The organism is Arthrobacter sp. FW306-05-C (assembly GCF_021801725.1).
Taxonomy (GTDB): domain Bacteria; phylum Actinomycetota; class Actinomycetes; order Actinomycetales; family Micrococcaceae; genus Arthrobacter.
In genome coordinates, this window is the sequence record NZ_CP084556.1 from 4,356,451 (window position 1) to 4,378,009 (window position 21,559).

The following is a 21,559-nucleotide window of genomic DNA, read 5'->3' on the forward strand; positions in this document are numbered from 1 at the left end:
GTCCTCAGATGGCGGAATGTAAAGCAGGCTTCTCAAAGAAGGGTAACCCGGCGCGGGGCATGTTCCGCGCCTACAGGGCCTTGACCGCGCCCAGCACCTGTGCCAGCGAGTCCTTGGCGTCCCCGAACAGCAGCGACGTCTGCGGCTCATACAGCAGGTCGTTTTCGATGCCGGCGAAACCCGGGCGCATGGACCTCTTCAGGAACACCACCTGCCGCGCCTCCGCCACTTCCAGGATGGGCATCCCGTAGATCGGTGAGCCTGAGGAGGTCTTGGCGGCCGGGTTCACCACATCGTTGGCACCCACCACCAATACCACGTCCGTGGTCTTGAACTCCGGGTTGATGTCGCCCATCTCCTTGAGCGACTCGTACGGCACGTTGGCCTCGGCCAGAAGAACGTTCATGTGCCCGGGCATGCGGCCGGCCACCGGATGGATGGCGAAATCCACTTCAATCCCCCGCGCTTCCAGGGCCTGGGCCAGTTCGGCGGCCGTGTGCTGGCCCTGGGCCACCGCCAGGCCGTAGCCGGGGACGATGATCACCCGCTGGGCGTACCCCAACAGAACCGCCACGTCCTCCGGCGAGGACGAGCGGACCGGACGCCCGCTCACGGCGGTGGATCCCGCCGTCGAACCTCCCCTGAAGGCGCCGAACAGAATACCTGCCACGCTGCGGCCCATGGCCGCCGCCATGGCACGGGTGAGGATGGTGCCCGAGGCGCCCACCAGGGTGCCGGCCACCACCAGCAGGACGTTGCCCAGCACCAGGCCGGAGGCGGCGACGGCCAGACCGGTGAAGGCGTTCAGCAGCGAGATGACAATGGGCACGTCGGCGCCGCCTACCGGCAGCACCAGCAACACACCGGCGGCAAGGCCCAGGACCAGCAGCAGGACCGCAAGGGGCAGCGCCGCGGTGAGGACCACGGCAACCGCGGCGGCCACCGCGGCGAGCAGGACCACGGCCATCACCACCGGCAGGCCCGGGAACACCACCGGCCGGGTGGTCATGAGTTCCTGCAGCTTGGCGAACGTGACGCCCGAGCCGGCAAAGGACACCGCGCCCACCAGGAGCGTGAACACGATGGCCACCCGCACCCACGGATCCTCCGCGTGCGCCAGTTCAAGGAGGGCCACCAGGGCGGCGGCGCCGCCGCCCACACCATTGAACAGCGCCACGAGCTGCGGCATCTGCGTCATCTTCACGCGCCGGGCCACCGGCGCCGCCACCGCGGAACCCACGGCGATGGCGGCCAGGATCCAGGGGATGTTCTCCAGCCGGGCGGACAGGAAGACGGTGACGACGGCGATCAGCGCCCCGAGTGCGCCCACCAGGTTTCCACGGCGGGCCGTGCGCGGTGAGCTCAGCCCCCGCAGCGCCAGGATGAAGCAGACCGCCGCAGTGAGGTAAAGGACGGAGGTCCAGACCGGATCGAGGAGGCTCATTTGCTGCCCCCCTTGGGTTCCACCGCGTCCTTTTTGGCGTGGAACATGTGCAGCATCCGGTCCGTCACCACGAAGCCGCCCACCAGGTTGGCAGTGGCAAGGACGACGGCGAGCAGCGCCACCGCGAGCACCCAGGGGTCGGTTGCCTGGCCGGCCACGATGATGGCACCCACCAGGATGATGCCGTGGATGGCGTTGGCGCCGGACATCAGGGGCGTGTGCAGGGTGCTGGAAACCTTGGACACCACTTCGAAGCCGACGAACACCGCCAGCACCGTGATGGTCAGCAGGGCAATCCCGTCCATCAGATCCCTCCTTCCTGCCGGGCTGCGGCGGCGCCGGCTGTTGAAGCACGTGCCTTCAGCAACTCCGCAGTGGGTTGGTGCCGCACCTCCCCGGCGTGGGTGAGGCAGGCACCTGCCACCACTTCGTCGTCGAAATCCAGCATGAGCGCGCTGTCGTGGACCAGCAGCGCCAGCAGGTTGGCTACGTTCTTGGCATAGAGGCGGGAGGCGTCGGAGGCCATCGCGGAGGCCGCGTCCTTCAGCCCCACCAGGGTGATGAGACCTGTTCCGTCGGCGGTGGGAATGGGGATTTCCTGGCCAGGTACGGAGCCCTCCACATTGCCGCCCGACTCGGCGGCGAGGTCGACGACGACCGATCCCGGGCGCATGCCCTGCACCATCTCGCGGGTCACCAAGAGGGGCGCGGGGCGTCCGGGAACTGCCGCCGTCGTGATCAGAACGTCCGATTGCGCCACGTGGGGTGCCAGCAGCTGCCGCTGCCGGGTCCCGGCGTCGGAGCTCAACTGTCGGGCATAGCCGCCTGCCGCCTCGGCCGTTTCCAGATCCAGACGGATGAAGGTGCCGCCCATGGACGCTACCTCGTCGGCGGAGGCGGGGCGGATGTCGTTGGCGAAGACGCGGGCGCCCAGGCGCTTGGCGGTGCCGATGGCCTGCAGCCCGGCCACGCCGGCGCCGAGCACCAGGACGCGGGCGGGCGGGATGGTTCCGGCGGCGGTCATGTACAGCGGGAAGAACCGGGGCAGCCTGATGGCGGCCTCAAGGACGCAGCGGTACCCGGCCACCAGCGCCTGCGACGTCAGCGCGTCCATGGACTGGGCCCGGGAAATACGCGGCACCAGTTCCAGGGCGAAGGAGGTGACGCCGCTGTCCGCGAGCGCCTGTACGGCCGGCAGTTCGGACGACGGCGAGGCGAGCCCCACCGTGACGGCTCCCTTTTTGAGATGCGCAGCGGCGTTCGGGTCAAGGGGACGGACGTGGGCCAGGATGTCGAGGGCGGCCAAGTCCAGTTGGGGAACGATGGCGGCCCCGGCGTTTTGGTAGGCGGGGTCTGCGTGCCCGGCACCGTCCCCGGCCCCCGCCTCAACCAGAACCTCAAGCCCCATCCCAGCCAGTTGCCTGACGGTATCCGGGGTGGCGGCCACACGCCGCTCGCCCTCCCGGCGTTCCCGCGGAATCCCCAGTCTCACCCGCCAACTCCTCTTCCTGACGAGCAGTGCAGCCGCTCTGCTGCACGCAGTTGGCATGAGTCTAGAACGCCCTGCGCTGCGGCGGGAGTGGGGGCTGGAGGGTAAGTGGTAACAATTCGCCTGTCAGCCCGCCACCGCCATGCCCGGGCGGTTGCCTGGCTGAAGGACTGCCCTTACTTGTTGCTGGCGCGGATGGCGTCCGCCACGCTTTCGAGATGGAGCCGCATGGCTTCTGCCGCCGCGTCCGGATCATGGGCACAGACGGCATCAATGATGGCCAGGTGCTGCGGCAAGGAAACGGCCGGGCGGCCAGGCTGGCGGGCAAGGCGGAACTGGAACCGGACCGCCTGTCCCCGGAGCCGCTGGATGGTTGCTGCGGCCGTCTGCTGCGCGCTCATGGCGATGATCTTTTCGTGCATCGCCTGGTTGCCTTCGGAGTAGGACTCACGGTCTCCCCGGTCCACGGCGTCCTTCATCCGGGCGGCCAGGTCCTGCAGCTCAGCGATGTCCTCATCGGTGGCCCGTTCGGCAGCCTTACGGGCACAGAGGCCCTCCAGGGCGGCCCTCACCTCGGTGATCTCCACCGCTTCCCCTACCGAGACCGCACGCACCCGCGCTCCCCGGTTTTGGACGCGCTCCACCAGGCCTTCGACGCTCAGCTCCGAGAGGGCAACCCGGATGTTTCCCCGGCTCGCCCCGTACTCGGCGGCCAGGTCCCCTTCGACGAGGCGCTGGTTAGGCACCAGCTCTCCGCTGACAATAGCGGTGCGCAGCAGCTCTGCAAGCTCAACGGCGGTAAGGGTCCGGCCCGCTCTATTCACGGTGTCCACAGCCAACCTTCTCCCTGTCCCTTTCGGTTGCCAATTTTGCTGACAATTTCCGAACTCAGCGTACTCCAGCTCCCGCGGGCAGGTGCCAAATACCCACCGTTGATTGTTAGCTATATCGCTGACAAAATTTGCTTGTGCGGTTTGTTCGTCAATTTGGCGTCGTCCCCGGCCCGGCCAGGAGCGTCTATACAGGCCTTGACGCCCTACTCAAGGACGCTGACCCCGCCTGGGAAGGGAACCACCATGCAGGAACTCGGTATTGTCCACACCAACATCACCCGCGCGGCTGAAGACAGCGTCAAGGCCTTGTCCGCCTTCGGCGTCAGCACCGTCCACGAGGCCATGGGCCGGCTGGGCCTGATGCGCCCCTACATCCGGCCGGCGTACCCGGGCGCGGCAATGTGCGGCACTGCCATTACGGTCCTGCTGCAGCCCGGGGACAACTGGATGCTGCATGTGGCCGCCGAGCAGGTCCGGCCCGGAGACGTGGTGGTTGCCGGCTGCACCACGGAATGCGAAGACGGCTTTTTCGGCGAGCTGCTGGCCACATCACTGCGGTCACAGGGCGCAGCGGGGCTGGTCATCGACGGCGGCTGCCGGGACGTCGCCGCCCTCCAGGCCATGGACTTTCCCGTCTTCAGCCGCGCAATCAATTCCAGGGGCACCGTCAAGGCCACCCTGGGCTCAGTCAATGTCCCGGTAGTCTGCGCCAACGCCCTGGTCACGCCTGGCGACGTGGTGATTGCCGACGTCGATGGGGTGGTGGTGGTGCCCGCCGCCAGGGCAGCCGACGTGGCGGCAGCAGCACGGGCCCGGGAAGACAACGAAAAAGCCAAGCGTGAGCGCTTTGCCAGCGGGGAACTTGGACTGGACATTTACAGCATGCGGGGGCCGCTCGAAGCCGCGGGACTGCGCTACGTGGATTGATGCGCTACGTGGATTGAACGGCACGAACGGCGGGACCGCCATAATCAAGCGCTATACGGCGCGCGGCTTCCATCAGCTGTGGCAGGACGGCCGCTTCAATGTCCTGCGCCGCGGCCCGGTGCGTTTGCAGCGAAACGTTGGCCGCGGCCACAACCTCATGTCCGCGCCGGACCGGGACGGCCACGCCCCGGAGACCTTCCTCCAGCTCCTGTGAAACCATGCACCAGCCCCTGGCCCTGGCCGCTTCCACTTCGGCACGCAGGTCCTCCACACTGCCGATGGAGCGGTCAGTGAAGCGTTGCAGCCGGACCGAGTGGAGGTATTCCTCCAGCTGCGGCGCAGGCAGCCCGGCCAGGAGGACACGGCCCATGGAGGTGGCCCAGGCCGGGAAGCGGGTACCCACCGTGATGGACACGCTCAGCAGGCGGGGAGAAGGAACACAGGCCACGTAGACCACGTCGCCGCCGTCGAGGATGCACAGGGACGTTGTCTCGTTAAGCTCCGCCGCCAAGTCCCTCAGGTGCGGCTCGGCCACCTTGGGCAAGGTCAGCGCGGCAAGATAGGACCTGCCCACGTCCAGGGACCGCGCGGTCAACTCGAAGGCTGGCCCGACAGCCCGGAGGTAGCCAAGGTCAGCGAGGGTGAGCAGGAAGCGCCGGGCCGAAGCCCGGGTCATGTCCGTCCGGGCTGCAACCTGCGAAACGGTGAGCCGGGGCTGGTCCGGGGTAAAGGCAAGCAGGACGTCAAAAGCCTTCTCAACCGACTTAACGAAGTAGCCTGCCTGCTCCTCCACTATCCTGTTCCCTTCCGAACCAACCGTGCGCACGGCACGGAATTGCCGGGCTTTTCACACCTGTTCGATCATATCGGGCACCGGCGGGGAGCAAGCCTGGCCAAGTCGCCCTAGTGCGTAGCCCGAAGACGGACGAGGGTTTCCTGCAACAACACGCCTGTTTCCTCGTCCAGTCCCAGGAGGGGCACCATGGCCACCGCCTGCTCCCGAAGGTGGTCCCATCCATCGATGCACCGAATGCCCATGGCCTCTGCGCAGGCCACGCTGGCGGTGGTGTGGCGGGCGTATACGAAGTCGTACAGGACAGCGTCGGGTGCCAGGGCAGCACCACCCCAGGCAGCCGGATCGGAGGTGCTCTTTCCGATAGGCGTGGCGTTGACGATCAGGGAGGCATCAGCGGCGGCATCGCGGGCTTGCTCCCATGTGATGGCGTGCGCCTCGAGGCCCAGTTGGCACGCAAGTTCCAGCAGTGCGGCGGAAGCGCGGGGATCGCGGTCCGTGATGGACACGGTCCCCACGTTTTCCCGGATGGAAATGAGGGCTGCGCGGGCGGCTCCCCCGGCCCCGAGCAGGAGGGCGTGGCGCTGGTAGGCGGTCCCCAGCAGTTCGCGGGCAGCGGTGATGTCGGTGTTGTGGGCCTCCAACCTTTCGCCTGCCCGCACCAGCAGGTTGCAGGCACCGCTCAGCCTCACGGACCCGTCGGCAACATCAGCGGTTTCCGCCGCCCAGTGCTTATGCGGCATGGTCACGTTCGCCGCCACCAGGTCCGGGTCCAAGAGCTCTCTGCGGACCTGCGCCAGGTCGCCATCCGGTGGCACATCCCATGCCTCATACCTCCAGCCGTTGCCCAGCCGGGCCAGGACGGGATTCCAAAGCGCGGGGGACATGGCCTGGGAAGCAGCTGACCCGATCAGGACCAGGCGGGAAGCGTGAGCGCGCGGTTCCATACGTGGCTCCACCTTTCGCAGAGATTGGCGTTGTGATTGGCGTCACCGGCTAGTATCCTCTTTTTAGGCGCATTTCGCACACTTGTTCGCTATGCGTACAAACTAGAATAAGATTCCCACCTTCAGCGTGGAAGGAACCCCACAATGACCAACATCGCAACAGGAGCCCAGGCGACGCCCGAGGCGCAGCGCCGTCTCAAGCGCGCAAAGAAGGCAGCGTTGGCAGCCTTCCTCGGCGGCGCGCTGGAGTACTACGACTTCTTCATCTATGCCACTGCCGCCTCCCTCGTCTTCTCGAAGATCTTCTTCCCCGCGGGCGACCCCACCGTGGCGCTTATCGCGTCCTTCGCCACGTTCGGTGTCGCCTACGTCGCGAGGCCGTTCGGCGCAGTGGTGTTCGGCCACCTGGGTGACAAGATCGGCCGCAAGAACACCCTCGTTCTCACCCTGGTCCTGATGGGCAGCGCCACGTTCCTGATCGGCGCGCTGCCGGACTTCAGCGTGGCGGGCTACTGGGCCCCGGCACTGCTGGTGGTGCTGCGCCTGATGCAGGGCCTGTCCGCCGGCGCCGAGACGGCCGGCGCCTCGGCATTGTCCACCGAGGAAGCCCCTGAAGGCCGCCGCGGTTTCTTCGCCAGCTTCGCCATGAGCGGCATCTCGGCCGGCATCGTGCTGGCATCCCTGGCCTTCCTTCCTGTTGCCGCCATGAGCGAGGCGGACCGCCTTGCCTGGGGATGGCGGATCCCCTTCTGGCTCTCCCTCGTAGTCCTGATCGTGGCCTACCTGGTGCGCCGCTCCCTGGAGGAGCCGGAGGTTTTCGAGGAAAAGCATGACCACGGCGAACTGGTAAAGCTGCCCTTCGCCAAGATGTTCCAGACCCACCCCGCCCAGTTCTTCCAGGTGGCGCTGATGTCCTTCGAGACCGTCACCAACACGTTCATGCAGTCCTTTGGCCTCGCCTACGCGGTTTCGGTGGGCGTCCCGGCCTCCACCATGCTTTGGGTGAGCATCCTCGGCAACGTCCTGGCGATCGGCAGCCAGCCCCTGATGGCACGATGGTCCGACAGCCTTGGCCGGCGTCCCATCTTCATCGGGGGCGTGCTCGGTTCCGGCGCCATGATCTTCGTCTACTTCTGGGTGATCTCCACCGGGAACATCCCCATGATCTTCCTGACCAGCACGCTGATCACGGCCGGAACCTACGCCATGTCCAATGCCATCTACCCGGCCTGGTTCTCGGAGCTGTTCAACGTGAAGGTCCGCTACTCGGGCATGGCGATCGGACTCCAGATCGGAATCCTGTGCGCCGGTTTCACCCCGCTGCTGGGCACCGCCCTGGTGGGAGCGGACAAGGCCAACTGGGGACCGGCAGCCTGGATCGTGGCAGGTTCTTCGGTCCTCGCCGTGGCGGGTGCCTGGTGGGCCCGCGAGACAGCCAAGACCCCGCTCCGGGAGCTGGGCAACCACGTGCGGTAGGGGCCCTACCAGCCACGCAGCAAACAGGAAGAGTCCGACGGCGGGAAGCACCGCCGTCGGCCTCCTGCCTTAAGGGGACTGCTGTCCGCGGGCCGTCGTACCTCCTGCCAGCCGGTAGGAATCCTCGAGCAGTTCCGCCAGAAGCGCCGCGTCAATGCGTTCCATGCGGACCAGCACCAGCAGGGGTGAGCGTTCGTGGTGCGCAGTCCAGAAGAAGGTCTCCGGCTCGGTCCCGGCCAGCGCGTGGCGCTCCCCGGTCTTGACGGTGAGGACGCCGGGCTCCCAGATTCGGGCCACCAGGGTTCTGGCAAACCACGCCGGCTGTCCCCAACTGGACCGTTCCGTCACGCCCGGCAGGGCAAGGGCAGCCTGCCTGACTTCGTCCTCGCTGACCATGCATCCGAGTCTGCCCCCGGGTAGGGCGGCGGGACAAGGGCGCGTACCGCTGGCGGCGGCCTATCCCCGGGCGGTGAGGTCTGCGGAAATCAGCTTGGCGGTGGCCACGATCTCTCGCGTGACCGATGCCAGGTAGGCGTCCGGGTCCGGCTTGGCCTCCACGGACTGGGCCTGCAGGGAGACGTTTACGGCCGCCACCACCTTGGTTCCGTCGTACACGGGCGCCGCAACGGACATCAGCCCCAGTTCCAGTTCCTGGTTGAGCAGGCACCAGCCCTGCGCCCGCACGGTTTCCAGCACCCCCAGCAACTCCGGGACGCTTCCCAGGGCGCGCGGAGTGAGCGGCTTGATATCGGCGGCCGCCAAGTAAGCCTTGAGTTCCGCAGGCGGGAGTGCCGCGAGCAGTACCCTGCCCATCGAGGTGGCATAGGCCGGGAAACGGGTGCCCACGGTGATCCCGATGGTCATGATCCGGCGGGTGGTCACGCGGGCAACGTACGCAATGTCCGTGCCGTCCAGCACCGCAGCGGAGGTGGATTCGCCCAGCTTGAGGGACAGCTCCTCCAGATGCGGCTGGGCCAGCTGTGGCAGGGACAGGCCGGAGAGGTACGCGTACCCCAACTGCAGGACCTTGGCCGTCAGCGCGAACGTCTTGCCGTCGGTCCTGACATAGCCCAGCTCCACGAGTGTGTGCAGGAACCGGCGGGCGGTGGCGCGGGTCAGCCCGGTGCGGGACGCCACCTCCGTGAGCGTCATGACGGGGCGGTCGGCGTCGAAGGCACGGATCACGGCCAGGCCCCGCGCCAGCGACTGGACGTACTGGTCGCTGGCCTGCGGCGGCTGGGTGTCCGTGCGGACGGCGTCGGTCATGGTTACCAATCCTAGGTGGCGCTTCCGATGGCGGCGGCGGCCTTGAGCGGGACGGGCACCAGTTCCTGGAGTTCTTCGAGGGTGCAGCCGAAGGTTTCCCGCACGGTAATGCCCTCGGGTCCGGTCAGGAACACGGCCTTGTCCGTGTAAACGCGGGTCACGCACCCCACGCCGGTGACGGGGTAGGTGCAGGACTCCACGATCTTGGAGGCACCTTCGCGGGTCAGGAGGGTCATCATGACGAAGACGTCCTTGGCGCCGGTGGCCAGGTCCATGGCACCACCGACGGCGGGAATGGCACCCGGTGCCCCGGTGTGCCAGTTGGCGAGGTCGCCAGTGACTGATACCTGGAACGCACCGAGCACGCAGATGTCTAGGTGCCCGCCGCGCATCATTGCGAAGGAGTCGGCGTGGTGGAAGTACGAGGCGCCGGGGAGTTCGGTGACGGGGATCTTTCCGGCGTTGATGAGGTCCTCGTCGATCTCATCGCCCTGGGCTTCGGGACCCATCCCGAGCATGCCGTTCTCCGTGTGGAGGGTGATGTTCTGCTCCTCGGTGAGGTAGTTGGACACCAGCGTGGGCTGCCCGATGCCGAGGTTCACAAAGGACCCGGGCGCGATGTCCCTGGCCACGAGCCGGGCCAGGTCATCCCGGCCCAGGGGCGTCGCCGAGGTCTGGAGGGACGTTTCGGTCAGGCTCATCTCAGGCCACCTTCGGGTTTGTGCTTGCAGCGGGGTTGCCGCTGCCGGCAACTTTGACGATGGTGTTGACGTAGATTCCCGGAGTCACCACGTTTTCGGGGTCCAGCCCGCCGGTGGGGACGATCTCCGAGACCTGCGCGATGGTGTGCTTAGCGGCCGCGGCCATGATCGGGCCGAAGTTCCGGGCCGTCTTGCGGTAGACGAGGTTACCCTTGCCGTCCGCCTTCAACGCCTTGATGAGGGCGACGTCGGCGTGGATGGGGGTCTCGAAGACCTGCCACTTGCCATCCAGGAAGCGGGTTTCCTTGCCCTCGGCGAGCATGGTGCCGTAGCCGGTGGGGGTGAAGAAGCCCCCGATCCCGGCTCCGGCGGCACGGATCCGTTCGGCCAGGTTGCCCTGGGGCACCAGTTCGAGCTCGATCTCACCGGCTTTGTACTTGGTGTCGAAGTGCCAGGAATCGGACTGCCGGGGGAAGGAGCAGATCATCTTCTTCACCCGGCCCTCCTTGATCAGCAGGGCCAGGCCCTGGTCGCCCTGGCCTGCGTTGTTGTTCACCACGGTCAGGTCGGTGGCACCGCATTCGAGCAGCGCATCGATCAGTTCGAACGGCTGGCCGGCGTTGCCGAACCCGCCGATCATCACGGTGGATCCGTCCTTGATTTCGGCCACGGCGGCCTGGACGGAGTCGACAAAGTTCAGCATTACTGGTCCTTTCCAGCGGCATTTCCGGAAGCAGTCACGTTTTCAAGCACCACGGCCAGGCCCTGGCCCACACCGATGCAGATCGCGGCCACGCCCCAACGTTCGCCGGAGGCCTGCAGCGACCGGGCCAGGGTGCCCAGGATCCGGGTGCCGGACGCGCCCAGCGGGTGGCCCATGGCGATGGCGCCGCCGTGGCGGTTCACGATGGCAGGGTCGATGCCCCAGGCGTTGATGCAGGCCAGCGACTGCGCGGCGAACGCTTCGTTAAGTTCGACAGCGCCCACCTGGTCCCAGCCGATGCCCGCCTTAGCCAGGGCCTTGTTCGCCGCCTCGACCGGGGCGTAGCCGAAGTACTGCGGATCGTTCGCGTGTGCCCCGCGGCCGGCGATGCGGGCCAGCGGCTCCAGGCCCAGCAGCCCGGCGGCTCCCTCGGATCCGATCCAGGCCGCGGAGGCACCGTCGGATAGCGGCGATGCGTTGCCCGCGGTGACCGTGCCGCCCACCTCTGCGCCCTCGGGGTCCTTGCGGAACACCGTCTTCAGCGCGGCCAGCTTCTCTGCGGTGGAGCCGGGGCGGATGCCCTCATCACGGACCAGGTCCGTGCCGGGGACCGGTGCAACCAGGTTGTCGTAGAACCCCTCGTCCCAGGCTGCGGCGGCACGGTTGTGCGAGTCGGCGGCGAACTCGTCCTGCGCCTGCCGGGTCACGCCGTACTTCTCACGCAGCCGCTCGGTGGCCTCGCCCAGGGAAATGGTCCACTCCTTGGGCATTGCCTTGTTCACCAGGCGCCAGCCCAGGGTGGTGGAGGCCAGGGTCATGTCCCCGGCCGGGTACGGTTTGTCGGTCTTGGGCAGCACCCACGGGGCCCGGGACATCGACTCCACACCGCCCACGAGCATCAGGTCGGCGTCGCCTGCGTTGATCTGGCGGGACGCGATGATCGCCGCGTCCAGGGAGGACCCGCAGAGCCGGTTCACGGTGGTGCCCGGAATCGACACCGGCAGGCCCGCGAGCAGAGTGCCCATCCGGGCCACGTTGCGGTTCTCCTCACCGGCGCCGTTGGCGTTGCCGAACACCACCTCGTCAATCCGCTCGACGTCCAGCGACGGGGCGCGCTTCACGGACTCCCTGATCACGTGCGCGGCAAGGTCATCCGGACGCACGGCCGCAAGGCCGGAGCCGAACTTGCCAAACGGGGTGCGCACGGCGTCGTACACAAAAGCCTGGTTCATGATTCCTCTGGTTCTCTGGGCCCAACTGACTGGCACTTGTTGTCGTTTTGGCGGCCCAAAACGACAACTGCTGCGAGCTAGTTGGGAGGGGTGGGGTTGGTGTCGGGGACCGCAGGTTCTTCATGCGTGGTGTCGATCTCGCGAAAGACCTGCTGGGCGGTCTTGAAGGCAGTATTGGCGGAGGGGACGCCGCAGTAGATGGCGGTCTGGAGCAGGATTTCCTTGATCTCGTCCCGGCTCAGGCCGTTGTGGAGGGCGGCGCGGATATGCATGGCCAGTTCCTCCCAGTGCCCGTGCGCCACCATGGCGGTGATGGTCACGGCCGAGCGCATCTGGCGCGGGAGCCCCGGACGGGTCCAGATGCCACCCCAGGCAATGCGGGTGATCATGTCCTGGAAGTCCTCGGTGAACTCATCCTTGTTGGCGTTGGCCCGGTCCACGTGCGCGTCGCCCAGGACTTCGCGCCGGACTGCCATGCCGCCGTCGTAAATCTCCTGGCTGGTGGCGCCCGGCTGGACCACGCCGTGACGCTCCAGGCCCGGACGTTCGGCGCCGCTCACTTGGCTGCCGCCCGGGATTCGGCCCAGCTGATCAGGCTGCGCATGAGGTCCGCCACGTGCGCGGGCGCCTCGGCGGGGGCCAGGTGGGAGATGCCCTCGATTGTCACGGCGGTGGCGGTGCCGCCGCCGGCAGTGATTCCCGAGGCCACTTCCTCCGCCATGGCGGGCGTGGCCACGCCGTCCAGCGCGCCGGCGATGACCTGGGTCGGAACGGTGATGCTGCCGAGCTCGTTCCGGACGTCAAAGGCTGCCAGGGCTTCACAGCAGAAGGCGTAGCTGAAGCGGTCGGCGTCGCGCAGGGCGTGCAGGAGCCGGCTGCTGAACTCGGGTTCGCGGTCCATGAAGCCCGGCGCGAACCAGCGTTGCGCGGAGCCCTGGATCATCACCGGCGTGCCCTGGGTGCGGACCGTTTCGGCGCGCTCCAGCCAACCCTCCGGCGTGCCGATCTTGGCACCACTGTTTTGCACGGACAGGCTCTTGAGCCGCTCCCCGTGCTTGATGCCCAACTGCAGGCCGGTGGCCCCGCCCAGGGAAACGCCGGCGTAGTGGAAATTTTCACCGGGAGCGATGGAGTCGACCAGATCCACCACGGCGTCTGCAAGGTCCGCGACGTCAAAGGTTTCGGTGGCGGCGGGCGAGACGCCGTGGCCCGGAAGGTCCCAGGCCACTACGTCGTAGTCGTTGCCAAGCAGGGACGCCACCCTGTTCCACAGGATCGTGGACGTGCCCAGGGACGGGCCCGCCACCAGCAGGGGGTGGTCGCCAAGGGGCCGCTGGGGGGACAGCAGCGCTGCCTTCAAAGCCGGTCTAGCCACGGGAAGCTCCATTCGCGTCGGGGGAAACAAAGTCGGGGAAGGTGGCCAGGATGCGGCGCGCGATCTCCGCCGCCTGGCCCAGGTAGCTGGCCGGATCCAGGAGTTCCTTCAGCCGTGCGTCGGTGACGACGGCGGCGGGGACAGCTTCACGGAGCAGCTTCCGGTACGCGGCCCCCTGCTCAGTGGGGGGCGCCTGCAGCGTCTGGTCCACCACGTCCTGCAGTTGCTGCTTGCCGCTGCGGCCGTCCTTCTCCTCGAGCAACGGTGCCACCGCTGCGCTGACGCCCTCGGCCAGCAGCAGCGGCCCGGCAAGGTCAAGGTTGCGGCGCATGGCGTCCGAGAATACCCGCAGCCCCTCGGCGAGTTCGCGGAGGTGCCCAGCGGCCCCGAGGGCGAGGGCCAGCAGCTGTCGGAGAGCCGGCCACTCCGTGTGCCAGGCTCCGTCCGGGCGCTCATCGTTGAAGTTGGCGGCGGCCACGTGCAGCTGAGCTGCCAGCTGCGGTGCCTGCAGTGCGGCGCTGCGGACCAGGACGGACAGCACGGGGTTCTGTTTCTGGGGCATGGCGGAGGAGACGCCGCGGCCGGCAGCGCGCGGTTCGGCGAGTTCTGCCACCTCGGGCCGGCTGAGGAACAGTACGTCCGCGGCGATTTTGCCAAAGGCGTCCAGCACGGAAGCCAGTGCATGGCCCAGGGACGTGATGGCCAGCCGGTTGGTGTGCCAGGGAGCGGCCGCCGGGGCCAGGCCCAGCTGCACCGCGAGGGCATCGGCCAGGCTGAACGGGGTGGCGGAGGAGCCCTCCGTCAGCACGGTGCCCGCAGCAAGCGTTCCAGCAGCCCCGCCGAATTGGACCGGGAACTCCAGTGCCTCCAGCTGGCGGCCCGCGGCGGCGACGCCCTGGAACCATTGCGCCGCCCGCAGCCCAAAGGTGAAGGGAAGGGAATGCTGGGTCAGGCTCCTGCCCACGCACAGCGTGTTCGCATGCTGCCCCGCCAGGGCGGCGAGCGCCATCGTCGTACCCCTTATGTCTGCCAGCACGGCGTGGACGGTGTTGCGGGCCAGCAGCATGAGTGCGGTGTCCAGCACGTCCTGGCTGGTCAGGGACGTGTGCACGGCCTTCCCGGCTCCCACGCCGGCGATGTCCAGGGCCGCCACGTTTTTCCGGAGATCGGCCAGGAGGGGAATCACCGGGTTGCCGCCGCCCTGGGCGCGCAGCGCGATACCGGCCAGGTCGTAGCGCCCCGCCTCTGCGGCGGAAGCGACGACGGCGGCCGAACCGGCGGGTGCCAGGCCGGCCCGTTGCAGCACGGCTGCCCAGCCGGACTCGACGGCGAGGATGGCCGCCAGCACTGCCCGGTCCCCCGTCAGCGCTGCCACCAAAGGTGAGGCTGAGACGGGACTGAGCAGGCCGGCGTCGGCCTCTTCTGCGAAGGCGCGCAAGTCTCCCAAGGCGGCGGCGTGGGTCACTGGAAGTCCAGGAAGACCGTCTCGTCCTCACCTTGGAGACGGATGTCCCAGGTGAGGCCCCCGTCGGCGTCTCGGCGGGCGATGAGCGTCTTGCGGCGCTCCGGGTCCAGGGAGCTCAGCAGGGGGTCGTTGGCCAGGGCCTCGGTGTCCTCCGGCAGGTAGATGCGGGTGAACAGCCGGTTGGTGAGGCCACGGGCAAAGAGCGCCACGGAAATAAAGGGCGCTGCACCCGGCTTGGTGGGGCCGGGGTTGACGGTGGTGAAGGTAAACACGCCGGAGTTGCCCACGGCGCCGCGTCCCCAGCCGGTGAAGGTGTAGCCGTCGCGGACCAGGGAGCCGGTGCGCTGGACGATCTTGCCGTCGGCATCCGGCTGCCAGATCTCAAGGATGGCGTCCGGGATGGTGTGGCCGGCGCCGTCGTAGACCGTACCCTGCAGGCGGATGCCGCCAGGGAACCCGGGAGGGAGCAGCTCGTTATCCTTCTCGAACGGGAGGGCGTAGCCGTAGAACGGGCCCACGGTCTGCCCGGGGGTGGGTACCAGTTTGGTGCTCATGTCTACTCCTCGTCGCCTTCGGTGCCGAATGCTTCATTCTCGGTCCAGGTCCGCTTGGGGCCGGTCAGGACAATGTCCCAGTTGTACCCCAGGGCCCACTCCGGCTCGGTGAGGCTGTGGTCGTAGGTGGCCACCAGGCGGTCGCGGGCGTCCTGGTCCACGATGGTCTGGTAGATCGGGTCCAGCGGGAAGAGCTGGTCACCCGGGAAGTACATCTGGGTGATGATCCGCTGGGTAAACTCGCTGCCGAACAACGAGAAATGGATGTGCGCCGGCCGCCACGCGTTCAGGTGGTTCTTCCAGGGGTACGCACCGGGCTTGATGGTGATGAACCGGTAGGAACCGTCCGGGCCGGTGATGCAGCGGCCGATGCCGGTGAAGTTGGGATCAATGGGGGCCGGGTGCTGGTCGCGCTTGTGGATGTAGCGGCCGGAGGAGTTGGCCTGCCAGATCTCCACGAGCTGGCCCGCCACGGGGCGGCCGTCGCCGTCCAGGACCTTGCCGGACACGATGATCCGCTCACCCAGCGGTTCGCCGTTGTGCTGGATGGTCAGGTCCGACTCCAGCGCGTGCACGTCCTGGTGTCCGAACGCCGGCGAGAACAGCTCGATGGTCTCCGGGTCCGCATGCTGCAGGCTCTTGGTGGGGTGGCGCAGGATGCTGCTGCGGTAGGGCGGGTAGTCCAGCCGCGGCTGCGTTTCCTGCTGGGCGCCGTCCTTGAGGGCCCGCTGGTAGGCCTCGCCGATGGCGGTGATCTCTGCACTGAGGTCTGCCTGCGATTCGATGGCCTTGTCCAGCTGGTGGGCGGCCTTGGGTTCGGCCGGGGGCACGAGTTCCTCCGACTCCAGCTCCTCGGTGATGTTTTCCGGCACGGCTGGCTCCTTTCTGTTTTGTTCGTTTCCTGCTCTGGTCTAAGTGGTGCGGTGTGGCGTGCTGCGGTGCAGCGAGTCGTACTGGACCGCGTGGCGTACCGGCGCGTTGGGGGCGCCGTAGCCGTCGTAGTTGCCGCGGCGTTCCACCATTTCGAAGAACACGCTGCCCACCGTGGCGGTGTAGAAGTGCAGGAATTCTCCGTCAGCGTCCCGGTCGAACAGCAGGTTGAGCTCCTGCAGGGTGGCCAGGAAATCCGGCTCGAGGTCGAACCGGGCGTCCAGGTCCTCGTAGTAGTTGGCCGGGATCTGCAGGAACTCCAGGCCGCGGTCCCTCGCAGCCCGGGCGGTTGCCACGAGGTCGTCCACGGCGAAGGCGATGTGTTCCTGGTAGGTCTTGCGGGCCTCGTTCCGTGCCTGCTGGATGGGGGCCAGGTTCAGCACCAGCCGCACCGCGCCGTCGGAGGTCTGCATCACCTGTGAGCGCACCAGGCCGCTGGGGCTGGGCACCTCGGCGAAGGGCTGGGGCTCCAGGGCCAGGGCACTGGTGTAGAAGAGGACGGCCTCATCAAAGTGCTGCCAGGGCTGGGCAAGGTTGACGTGGTCGATCACGGCACTGGACCCGGCTGATGGGTGTTCGAGCCCTTCCCCGAACTCATGCGTCCACGCTGCGGTGCCGTCCGGGCTGCCCTGGCAGAGGAAGATCTCGGTGGAGTCCGGCGCGGAGATACCCTGGAACACTTCCTCGTCCGCCTGCACCTTGCGGGCCACCACGGGCGCCTTGAGCTGCTGGGCCCGGGCGGAGGCAATCACGGGGGAATCGACGTCGAACCCCAGCGCGGCGATGGCCGGTTCCGCGTGCTGCGCGGCCTGCTCGTTGATGATCACCCGCGCCTGCCCCATGGTCCACAGCTGGACGTCCTTGGTGCGGTGCCGGCCCTCGAACGCAAAACCCAGCTGGCCCAGCAACTTCTCCAGCTGCGCGGTATCGTCCGCCTTCACCTCGGCAAAGTTGAAGCCGGCGGGCTCGTTCACCTTGGGCAGCGTGGCCAGTTCCATGGGATAACGACGGCGGACCACGCCGCTGTTCCCCGCCGCACCTTCGGCTGGGGTACCGGCCAGCCACTTGGCGCTCTGCTCCTCCAGCCAGATGAGCGAGCGCATGGCGTCCACGGCCGTACGCTCAACGTCGGACTGGCGGAAGACATCGTTGAAGACCTCGAGGGAGACGGGACCGGAGTAGCCTGCCCGGACCACGTGGCCCATGAACTTGGCCAGCTCGAACTGCCCCTCGCCGGGGAATACGCGGTAGTGGCGGCTCCAGGAGAGGACGTCCATGGAGAGCTTGGGGGCGTCCGCCACCTGGACAAAGAAGATCTTTTCGGGGTCAAAGGCCTCGATGTGGGAGGTCTCCCAGTCCCGGCTCAGGATGTGGAACGAGTCCAGGCAGGTGCCCAGGTTGGGGTGGTCCACCATCTCCACCAGGCGGTAGGCGTGCTCGTAGTCGTTGACGTACTTGCCCCAGGCCAGGGCCTCGTAGGCCACCTTGACGCCGTGGTCCCCGGCGAGGTTGGCAAGCTGCGCCAGCTGTTCAGCGCGGACGGCATCGTCGTCGATGGTGGCAGTGGCGACGTTGGAGCAGACCAGGATCGTGTCCATGCCAAGGCGCGCCATGAGCTTGAACTTGGCCTCGGCCCGCCGGAGGTTGGCCTTCAGCGGGTCCGGCGAGACGCCGTCGAAGTCCCTGAACGGCTGGTACAGGTCCAGGCCAAGGCCCAGGTCCGCCGCCATCTTCCGCACGTCCTCGGGGCTGAGCGGGGACGTGACCAGGTCCTGTTCAAAGATCTCGATCCCGTCGAAGCCGGCGATGGCGCAGGCCTGCATCTTTTCCTTCAGGGTCCCGGAGAGGCAGACGGTGGCGATTCCGGTGCGCATCAGGCGGCCACCTCCTCGGCGGCCACGAGTTCCAGGAAGTGTGAGCGCATCCGGTCCGGATCCGCCTCCAGCCCGGTGAAGATCCGGAAGGCGTCGGCGGCCTGGCCTACCGCCATGCGGCCACCGTCCAGCACCTCGCAGCCCTTGGCGCGGGCGCCGCGGACCAGTTCGGTGTCGATGGGGCGGTAGACGATGTCCGCCACCCAGTGCCGGGGCTCCAGCAGGTCCAGGTCCAGCGGGACGCCGGGGTGGGCGGCCATGCCCACCGGGGTGCAGTGCACCAAACCGTCGGCCAGGGGCATGAGCTGCGGCAGCTCCGCCGTCGTGCCTGCCGTGACGGTGCTGTCCGGGAAAAAGGCCTGCAACTCGGCAGCCCGTGCGGCGGCCCGGGCGGGGTCCATGTCCACCAGGTCCAGCGTCCGCACGCCGGCGGTGAGCAGGGCGTAGGCCACCGCCGATCCGGCGCCGCCGGCACCAAGCTGCACCACACGGTCCAGGCGGGCGCCGGGAAGTCCGGCGGCGAGCGCCGCGGCGAAACCGGAGAAATCGGTGTTGTGGCCGATGAACCTGCCGTCGCGGATCACCACGGTGTTGACGGCGCCCAGGCGGCGGGCATCGGGGCTCACCTCGTCCAGGTGCTGCAGGACCAGCTGCTTACAGGGGTGGGTGATGTTCAGGCCGTTGAAGCCCAGGTTGCGGGCGCAGTTCAGGATGTCACCCACGGATTCCCCGGTGAGCCCCAGTTCAAGCAGGTCAATGGGCCGGTAGAGGTAGCGCAGGCCCTGCACATCACCTTCCCGTTCATGCATGGGCGGCGTAAGCGATGGCATCACACCATCACCAACCAGTCCCACCAGGTAGGACTCAGTTCGATTGCTCATGCGTGCAGCTCCTTTGGTACGGCACCGGGCAGCAGCGGAACTTGGGCCGCGCTGCGGGGTGATAGGGATTACGGTACATCAAATGTTCACTTATCGCACCGTTGTTCTAGATACGAACATTGGCGGGTCAAGAGGGCGTAATGAAGCAGCCCGCTAGCGCTGCGGAAGCCGTGCTGCGAGCTCCGCAGCCGCCTCCTGCAGCAGGGGTACATGGGCAACCAGCTCATCCAGGCCCAGTCGGAAGACGGGCACGGCGGTGGCCAGGGAGGCAAAGGCATGTCCCTGGCTGTTGAGCAGCGGGACGGCCACGGCCCGCATGCCGGCCTCGTTTTCCTCATCCATGACGGCGTAGCCCTGCCTGCGGACCTTGTCGATTTCCGCACGGAAGGCGTCGCGGTCGGTGATGGACTTCCCGGTGAACGCTTCCAGCGGCAGCTCGTCCAGCAGTTTTTCCCGTTCGGCGTCCTCGGCGAACGCCACAAGAGCTTTGCCGACGGCGGTGGCTGACAGGGAGCCCAAGTGGCCGGGGTCGCTGGTCACCCGGAAAGTCTGCGGGCCGTCCACCTTGCTCACGGTCAGGTGGTGCAGGCCGTCGCGGACACTCAGGATGGTCGCTTCGCCGGTTTCGGCCGTCACCCGGCGGAGGACCGGCATAGCAGTGCCGGCAAAGCCGTGGTGGTTGGAGACCCGCTGCCCCAGCTGGAAGATCCGCAGGCCCAGGTGGTAGCGGCGGCCGTCCGGCTCGTAGTCGACGAAACCGTCGCGGGTCAGGGAGCCGAGCAGGCGGTAGGTGGTGCTGAACGGAAGTTCCGCCCGGCGGGAGATGTCTGCGGCGGTGGCGCCCCGCGGTTCCTCGCCCAGCAGGACGAGCAGGCCAAGGGCCTTGCCCACCATGTCTGTGCGGTCGGCGGGACGGGCAGCAACCCTTCCCTCCGGAGGCATGGCGTTGACAGGTTCCGCAGTGGGGGCGGCTACAGCGGAGTCGTCGTTGATCGCTGTGGTTTGGTTCACACTCATGACTCCATGTTGCCACAATGTGAGAGCTGCTTCTAGATGGTGATTATTTTTCTTGACAGGTGACAGCACTCACAGTCATAGTTTCTGTATCGCACAAGTAGCTCCCACCATGTGGCTATTTATGCCGGGTCTTTTCCGGACTCCAGCCGCATCGCGCCCCGCCCGCACCAAGGCAGCGGCGGCTGCGACCACCAGATCCATCCGCGACAATGTCGTCACACCAAAGGAACACCATGAGCAAGACACTTCCGTCCGCAGAGGCGGGTGCCCTCACGCATGCCGGGACGCCCAGGAAGGCCGCCCTCGCCAGCTTCCTCGGCAGCGCCGTCGAGTACTACGACTTCTTTATCTTCGGCTCCGCCGCGGCGCTGATTTTCCCCACGGTCTTCTTCCCCAGTGCCGATGCCAACGCCGCCATCATGTCCTTCGCCACCTTCGGCTTCGCCTACGTGGCGCGCCCCGTCGGCGCCATCATCCTGGGCCACTTCGGTGACCGGGTGGGCCGCCAGAAGGTCCTGATGTTCACGTTGGTGCTCATGGGTGCGTCCACCTTCGTCATCGGCTGCCTCCCGGACTTCCGGACTGTGGGCTGGTGGGCTCCGGCCCTGCTGGTGCTGGCCCGGCTGTGCCAGGGCCTCTCCGCCGCGGGTGAGCAGGCCGGCGCCTCCTCCATGACCCTTGAGCACGCCCCGGACAACCGCCGCTCCTTCTTCACCTCCTGGACGCTCACGGGAACGCAGGGCGGCCAGATCCTCGCCGCCCTGGTGTTCATTCCCGTCCTGGCCCTGCCGGATGAGATCAAATTCGGCATCGGCTGGCGCATCCCGTTCTGGCTCAGTGCCGCGGTGGTTGTAGTGGCATTCCTCATCCGCCGCACGCTCCACGAGCCGCCCGCCTTCGAAGAGGCCCGGAAGACCGCACAGATCGCCAAGCTCCCGGTCGCTGACCTGCTCAAGGGCCACTGGCGCGACGTCCTCCGCGTGATCTGCTGCGCCTTCATCGCCGCCGTCTCCACCGTGTTCGGCACCCTGGCCATCAGCTATGCCAAGACCGTGGCCGGCGTTGACGGCACCACCACCCTGTGGCTGGTGGTGGCCGCCAACATCGTGGCCCTGGGCACCCAGCCGCTCTTCGGCATGCTCGCTGACAAGATCGGCCGCAAGCCCGTCTTCATCTACGGCGCCGTGGCCAGCGCGCTCCTGACCCCCGTGTTCCTGCTCAGCCTGGAGTCCGGCAGCGTCCCGCTGATGTTCCTGGCCGCCATCGGCTACTTCTCCGGTGGCTACGCGGCCGCCAACGCCGTATGGCCGTCCTTCTACGCCGAGATGTTCAGCACCAAGGTCCGCTTCTCCGGCCTGGCCATCGGCACCCAGCTGGGCTTCCTGATGGCAGGGTTCGCTCCGGCCATCGTGGCTGCCATGGGCGGCATCAAGGCCGGCGGCTGGGTGCAGATCACCATCTTCACGGCCATCATCTGCGCCATCGCCGCAGTGTCAGCGCTGACCGCCAAGGAGTCCTTCCGGACACCCACCAAGCAGCTCGGCCTGAAGTAGGCGCCCGCGCGCGTTCCTGCCCGGTTACTTAACGCAGAAAGCCCGCCGCCTCCTGGAAAAACCAGGGGCGGCGGGCTTTTCCGTTGCGCCGCAACAGGC

General features: G+C 67.5%; 22 protein-coding genes. 3 read left to right on the forward strand and 19 right to left on the reverse strand.

Annotation, left to right across the window (positions count from 1 at the left end; translation table 11 throughout):
• Positions 1–70: 70 nt before the first annotated feature.
• The 4 genes from LFT44_RS20195 to LFT44_RS20210 form a co-directional block, all read right to left on the reverse strand.
• On the reverse strand, positions 71–1,444 hold the full coding sequence (locus tag LFT44_RS20195) for an NAD(P)(+) transhydrogenase (Re/Si-specific) subunit beta (RefSeq protein ID WP_236800289.1): 1,374 nt from the start codon (positions 1,442–1,444) through the stop codon (positions 71–73).
• A complete protein-coding gene (locus tag LFT44_RS20200; RefSeq protein ID WP_236800290.1) occupies positions 1,441–1,749 on the reverse strand; it encodes an NAD(P) transhydrogenase subunit alpha in 309 nt (102 codons plus the stop codon). The genes LFT44_RS20195 and LFT44_RS20200 overlap by 4 nt, the downstream gene beginning before the upstream one ends.
• A complete protein-coding gene (locus tag LFT44_RS20205; RefSeq protein ID WP_236800291.1) occupies positions 1,749–2,936 on the reverse strand; it encodes a Re/Si-specific NAD(P)(+) transhydrogenase subunit alpha in 1,188 nt (395 codons plus the stop codon). Before LFT44_RS20205 ends, LFT44_RS20200 begins: the two co-directional genes overlap by 1 nt.
• A 173-nt stretch (positions 2,937–3,109) precedes the next feature.
• Positions 3,110–3,766, reverse strand: a complete 657-nt coding sequence (locus tag LFT44_RS20210; RefSeq protein ID WP_236800292.1) for a GntR family transcriptional regulator — start codon at positions 3,764–3,766, stop codon at positions 3,110–3,112.
• Positions 3,767–4,009: 243 nt separating this feature from the next.
• Here LFT44_RS20210 and ligK point away from each other — a divergent pair, with 243 nt between their 5' ends.
• On the forward strand, positions 4,010–4,693 hold the full coding sequence (gene ligK / locus LFT44_RS20215) for a 4-carboxy-4-hydroxy-2-oxoadipate aldolase/oxaloacetate decarboxylase (RefSeq protein ID WP_236800293.1): 684 nt from the start codon (positions 4,010–4,012) through the stop codon (positions 4,691–4,693).
• A gap of 4 nt (positions 4,694–4,697) precedes the next feature.
• Here ligK and LFT44_RS20220 read toward each other — a convergent pair whose 3' ends face one another.
• Together LFT44_RS20220 and LFT44_RS20225 are read right to left on the reverse strand one after the other, a co-directional pair.
• Positions 4,698–5,486 (reverse strand): IclR family transcriptional regulator domain-containing protein, encoded by a 789-nt coding sequence (locus LFT44_RS20220; RefSeq protein WP_236800294.1) that lies wholly within the window; start codon positions 5,484–5,486, stop codon positions 4,698–4,700.
• 110 nt (positions 5,487–5,596) lie between these two features.
• Positions 5,597–6,433 (reverse strand): shikimate dehydrogenase family protein, encoded by an 837-nt coding sequence (locus LFT44_RS20225; RefSeq protein ID WP_236800295.1) that lies wholly within the window; start codon positions 6,431–6,433, stop codon positions 5,597–5,599.
• A 144-nt stretch (positions 6,434–6,577) separates the two neighbouring features.
• Between LFT44_RS20225 and LFT44_RS20230 the strand changes: the two genes are divergently transcribed.
• Positions 6,578–7,909, forward strand: a complete 1,332-nt coding sequence (locus LFT44_RS20230) for an MFS transporter (RefSeq protein WP_236800296.1) — start codon at positions 6,578–6,580, stop codon at positions 7,907–7,909.
• A 69-nt stretch (positions 7,910–7,978) separates the two neighbouring features.
• On the opposite strand, the gene LFT44_RS20235 is transcribed toward LFT44_RS20230, so the two are convergent.
• The 13 genes from LFT44_RS20235 to LFT44_RS20295 form a co-directional block, all read right to left on the reverse strand.
• The gene (locus tag LFT44_RS20235) at positions 7,979–8,305 is read right to left on the reverse strand and encodes an MmcQ/YjbR family DNA-binding protein (RefSeq protein WP_236800297.1); all 327 of its coding nucleotides are present in this window, start codon (positions 8,303–8,305) and stop codon (positions 7,979–7,981) included.
• A 60-nt stretch (positions 8,306–8,365) separates the two neighbouring features.
• A complete protein-coding gene (locus tag LFT44_RS20240; RefSeq protein WP_236800298.1) occupies positions 8,366–9,175 on the reverse strand; it encodes an IclR family transcriptional regulator domain-containing protein in 810 nt (269 codons plus the stop codon).
• An 11-nt stretch (positions 9,176–9,186) separates the two neighbouring features.
• Positions 9,187–9,876, reverse strand: a complete 690-nt coding sequence (locus tag LFT44_RS20245; RefSeq protein ID WP_236800299.1) for a 3-oxoacid CoA-transferase subunit B — start codon at positions 9,874–9,876, stop codon at positions 9,187–9,189.
• A 1-nt stretch (position 9,877) separates the two neighbouring features.
• The gene (locus LFT44_RS20250; protein ID WP_236800300.1) at positions 9,878–10,579 is read right to left on the reverse strand and encodes a 3-oxoacid CoA-transferase subunit A; all 702 of its coding nucleotides are present in this window, start codon (positions 10,577–10,579) and stop codon (positions 9,878–9,880) included.
• Positions 10,579–11,811, reverse strand: a complete 1,233-nt coding sequence (locus LFT44_RS20255; protein ID WP_236800301.1) for a thiolase family protein — start codon at positions 11,809–11,811, stop codon at positions 10,579–10,581. The genes LFT44_RS20250 and LFT44_RS20255 overlap by 1 nt, the downstream gene beginning before the upstream one ends.
• Before the next feature lie 77 nt (positions 11,812–11,888).
• Complete coding sequence (pcaC, locus tag LFT44_RS20260) at positions 11,889–12,371, reverse strand: 4-carboxymuconolactone decarboxylase (protein WP_236800302.1); 483 nt, start codon at positions 12,369–12,371, stop codon at positions 11,889–11,891.
• Complete coding sequence (locus LFT44_RS20265) at positions 12,368–13,186, reverse strand: alpha/beta fold hydrolase (RefSeq protein WP_236800303.1); 819 nt, start codon at positions 13,184–13,186, stop codon at positions 12,368–12,370. The genes pcaC and LFT44_RS20265 overlap by 4 nt, the downstream gene beginning before the upstream one ends.
• Positions 13,179–14,651, reverse strand: a complete 1,473-nt coding sequence (locus tag LFT44_RS20270) for a lyase family protein (protein ID WP_236800304.1) — start codon at positions 14,649–14,651, stop codon at positions 13,179–13,181. Before LFT44_RS20270 ends, LFT44_RS20265 begins: the two co-directional genes overlap by 8 nt.
• Positions 14,648–15,205, reverse strand: coding sequence for a protocatechuate 3,4-dioxygenase subunit alpha (pcaG, locus tag LFT44_RS20275; RefSeq protein ID WP_236800305.1), 558 nt, complete (start codon positions 15,203–15,205; stop codon positions 14,648–14,650). The genes LFT44_RS20270 and pcaG overlap by 4 nt, the downstream gene beginning before the upstream one ends.
• A 2-nt stretch (positions 15,206–15,207) precedes the next feature.
• The gene (gene pcaH / locus LFT44_RS20280) at positions 15,208–16,077 is read right to left on the reverse strand and encodes a protocatechuate 3,4-dioxygenase subunit beta (RefSeq protein WP_236800306.1); all 870 of its coding nucleotides are present in this window, start codon (positions 16,075–16,077) and stop codon (positions 15,208–15,210) included.
• A gap of 39 nt (positions 16,078–16,116) precedes the next feature.
• Positions 16,117–18,009, reverse strand: a complete 1,893-nt coding sequence (locus tag LFT44_RS20285) for a bifunctional sugar phosphate isomerase/epimerase/4-hydroxyphenylpyruvate dioxygenase family protein (protein ID WP_236800307.1) — start codon at positions 18,007–18,009, stop codon at positions 16,117–16,119.
• On the reverse strand, positions 18,009–18,890 hold the full coding sequence (locus LFT44_RS20290) for a shikimate dehydrogenase (protein WP_236800308.1): 882 nt from the start codon (positions 18,888–18,890) through the stop codon (positions 18,009–18,011). The genes LFT44_RS20285 and LFT44_RS20290 overlap by 1 nt, the downstream gene beginning before the upstream one ends.
• Before the next feature lie 153 nt (positions 18,891–19,043).
• Positions 19,044–19,907: an IclR family transcriptional regulator gene (locus LFT44_RS20295; RefSeq protein ID WP_236800309.1), complete on the reverse strand. Its 864-nt coding sequence runs from the start codon at positions 19,905–19,907 to the stop codon at positions 19,044–19,046.
• A 233-nt stretch (positions 19,908–20,140) separates the two neighbouring features.
• Here LFT44_RS20295 and LFT44_RS20300 point away from each other — a divergent pair, with 233 nt between their 5' ends.
• A complete protein-coding gene (locus LFT44_RS20300) occupies positions 20,141–21,460 on the forward strand; it encodes an MFS transporter (RefSeq protein ID WP_236800310.1) in 1,320 nt (439 codons plus the stop codon).
• Positions 21,461–21,559: the final 99 nt, after the last annotated feature.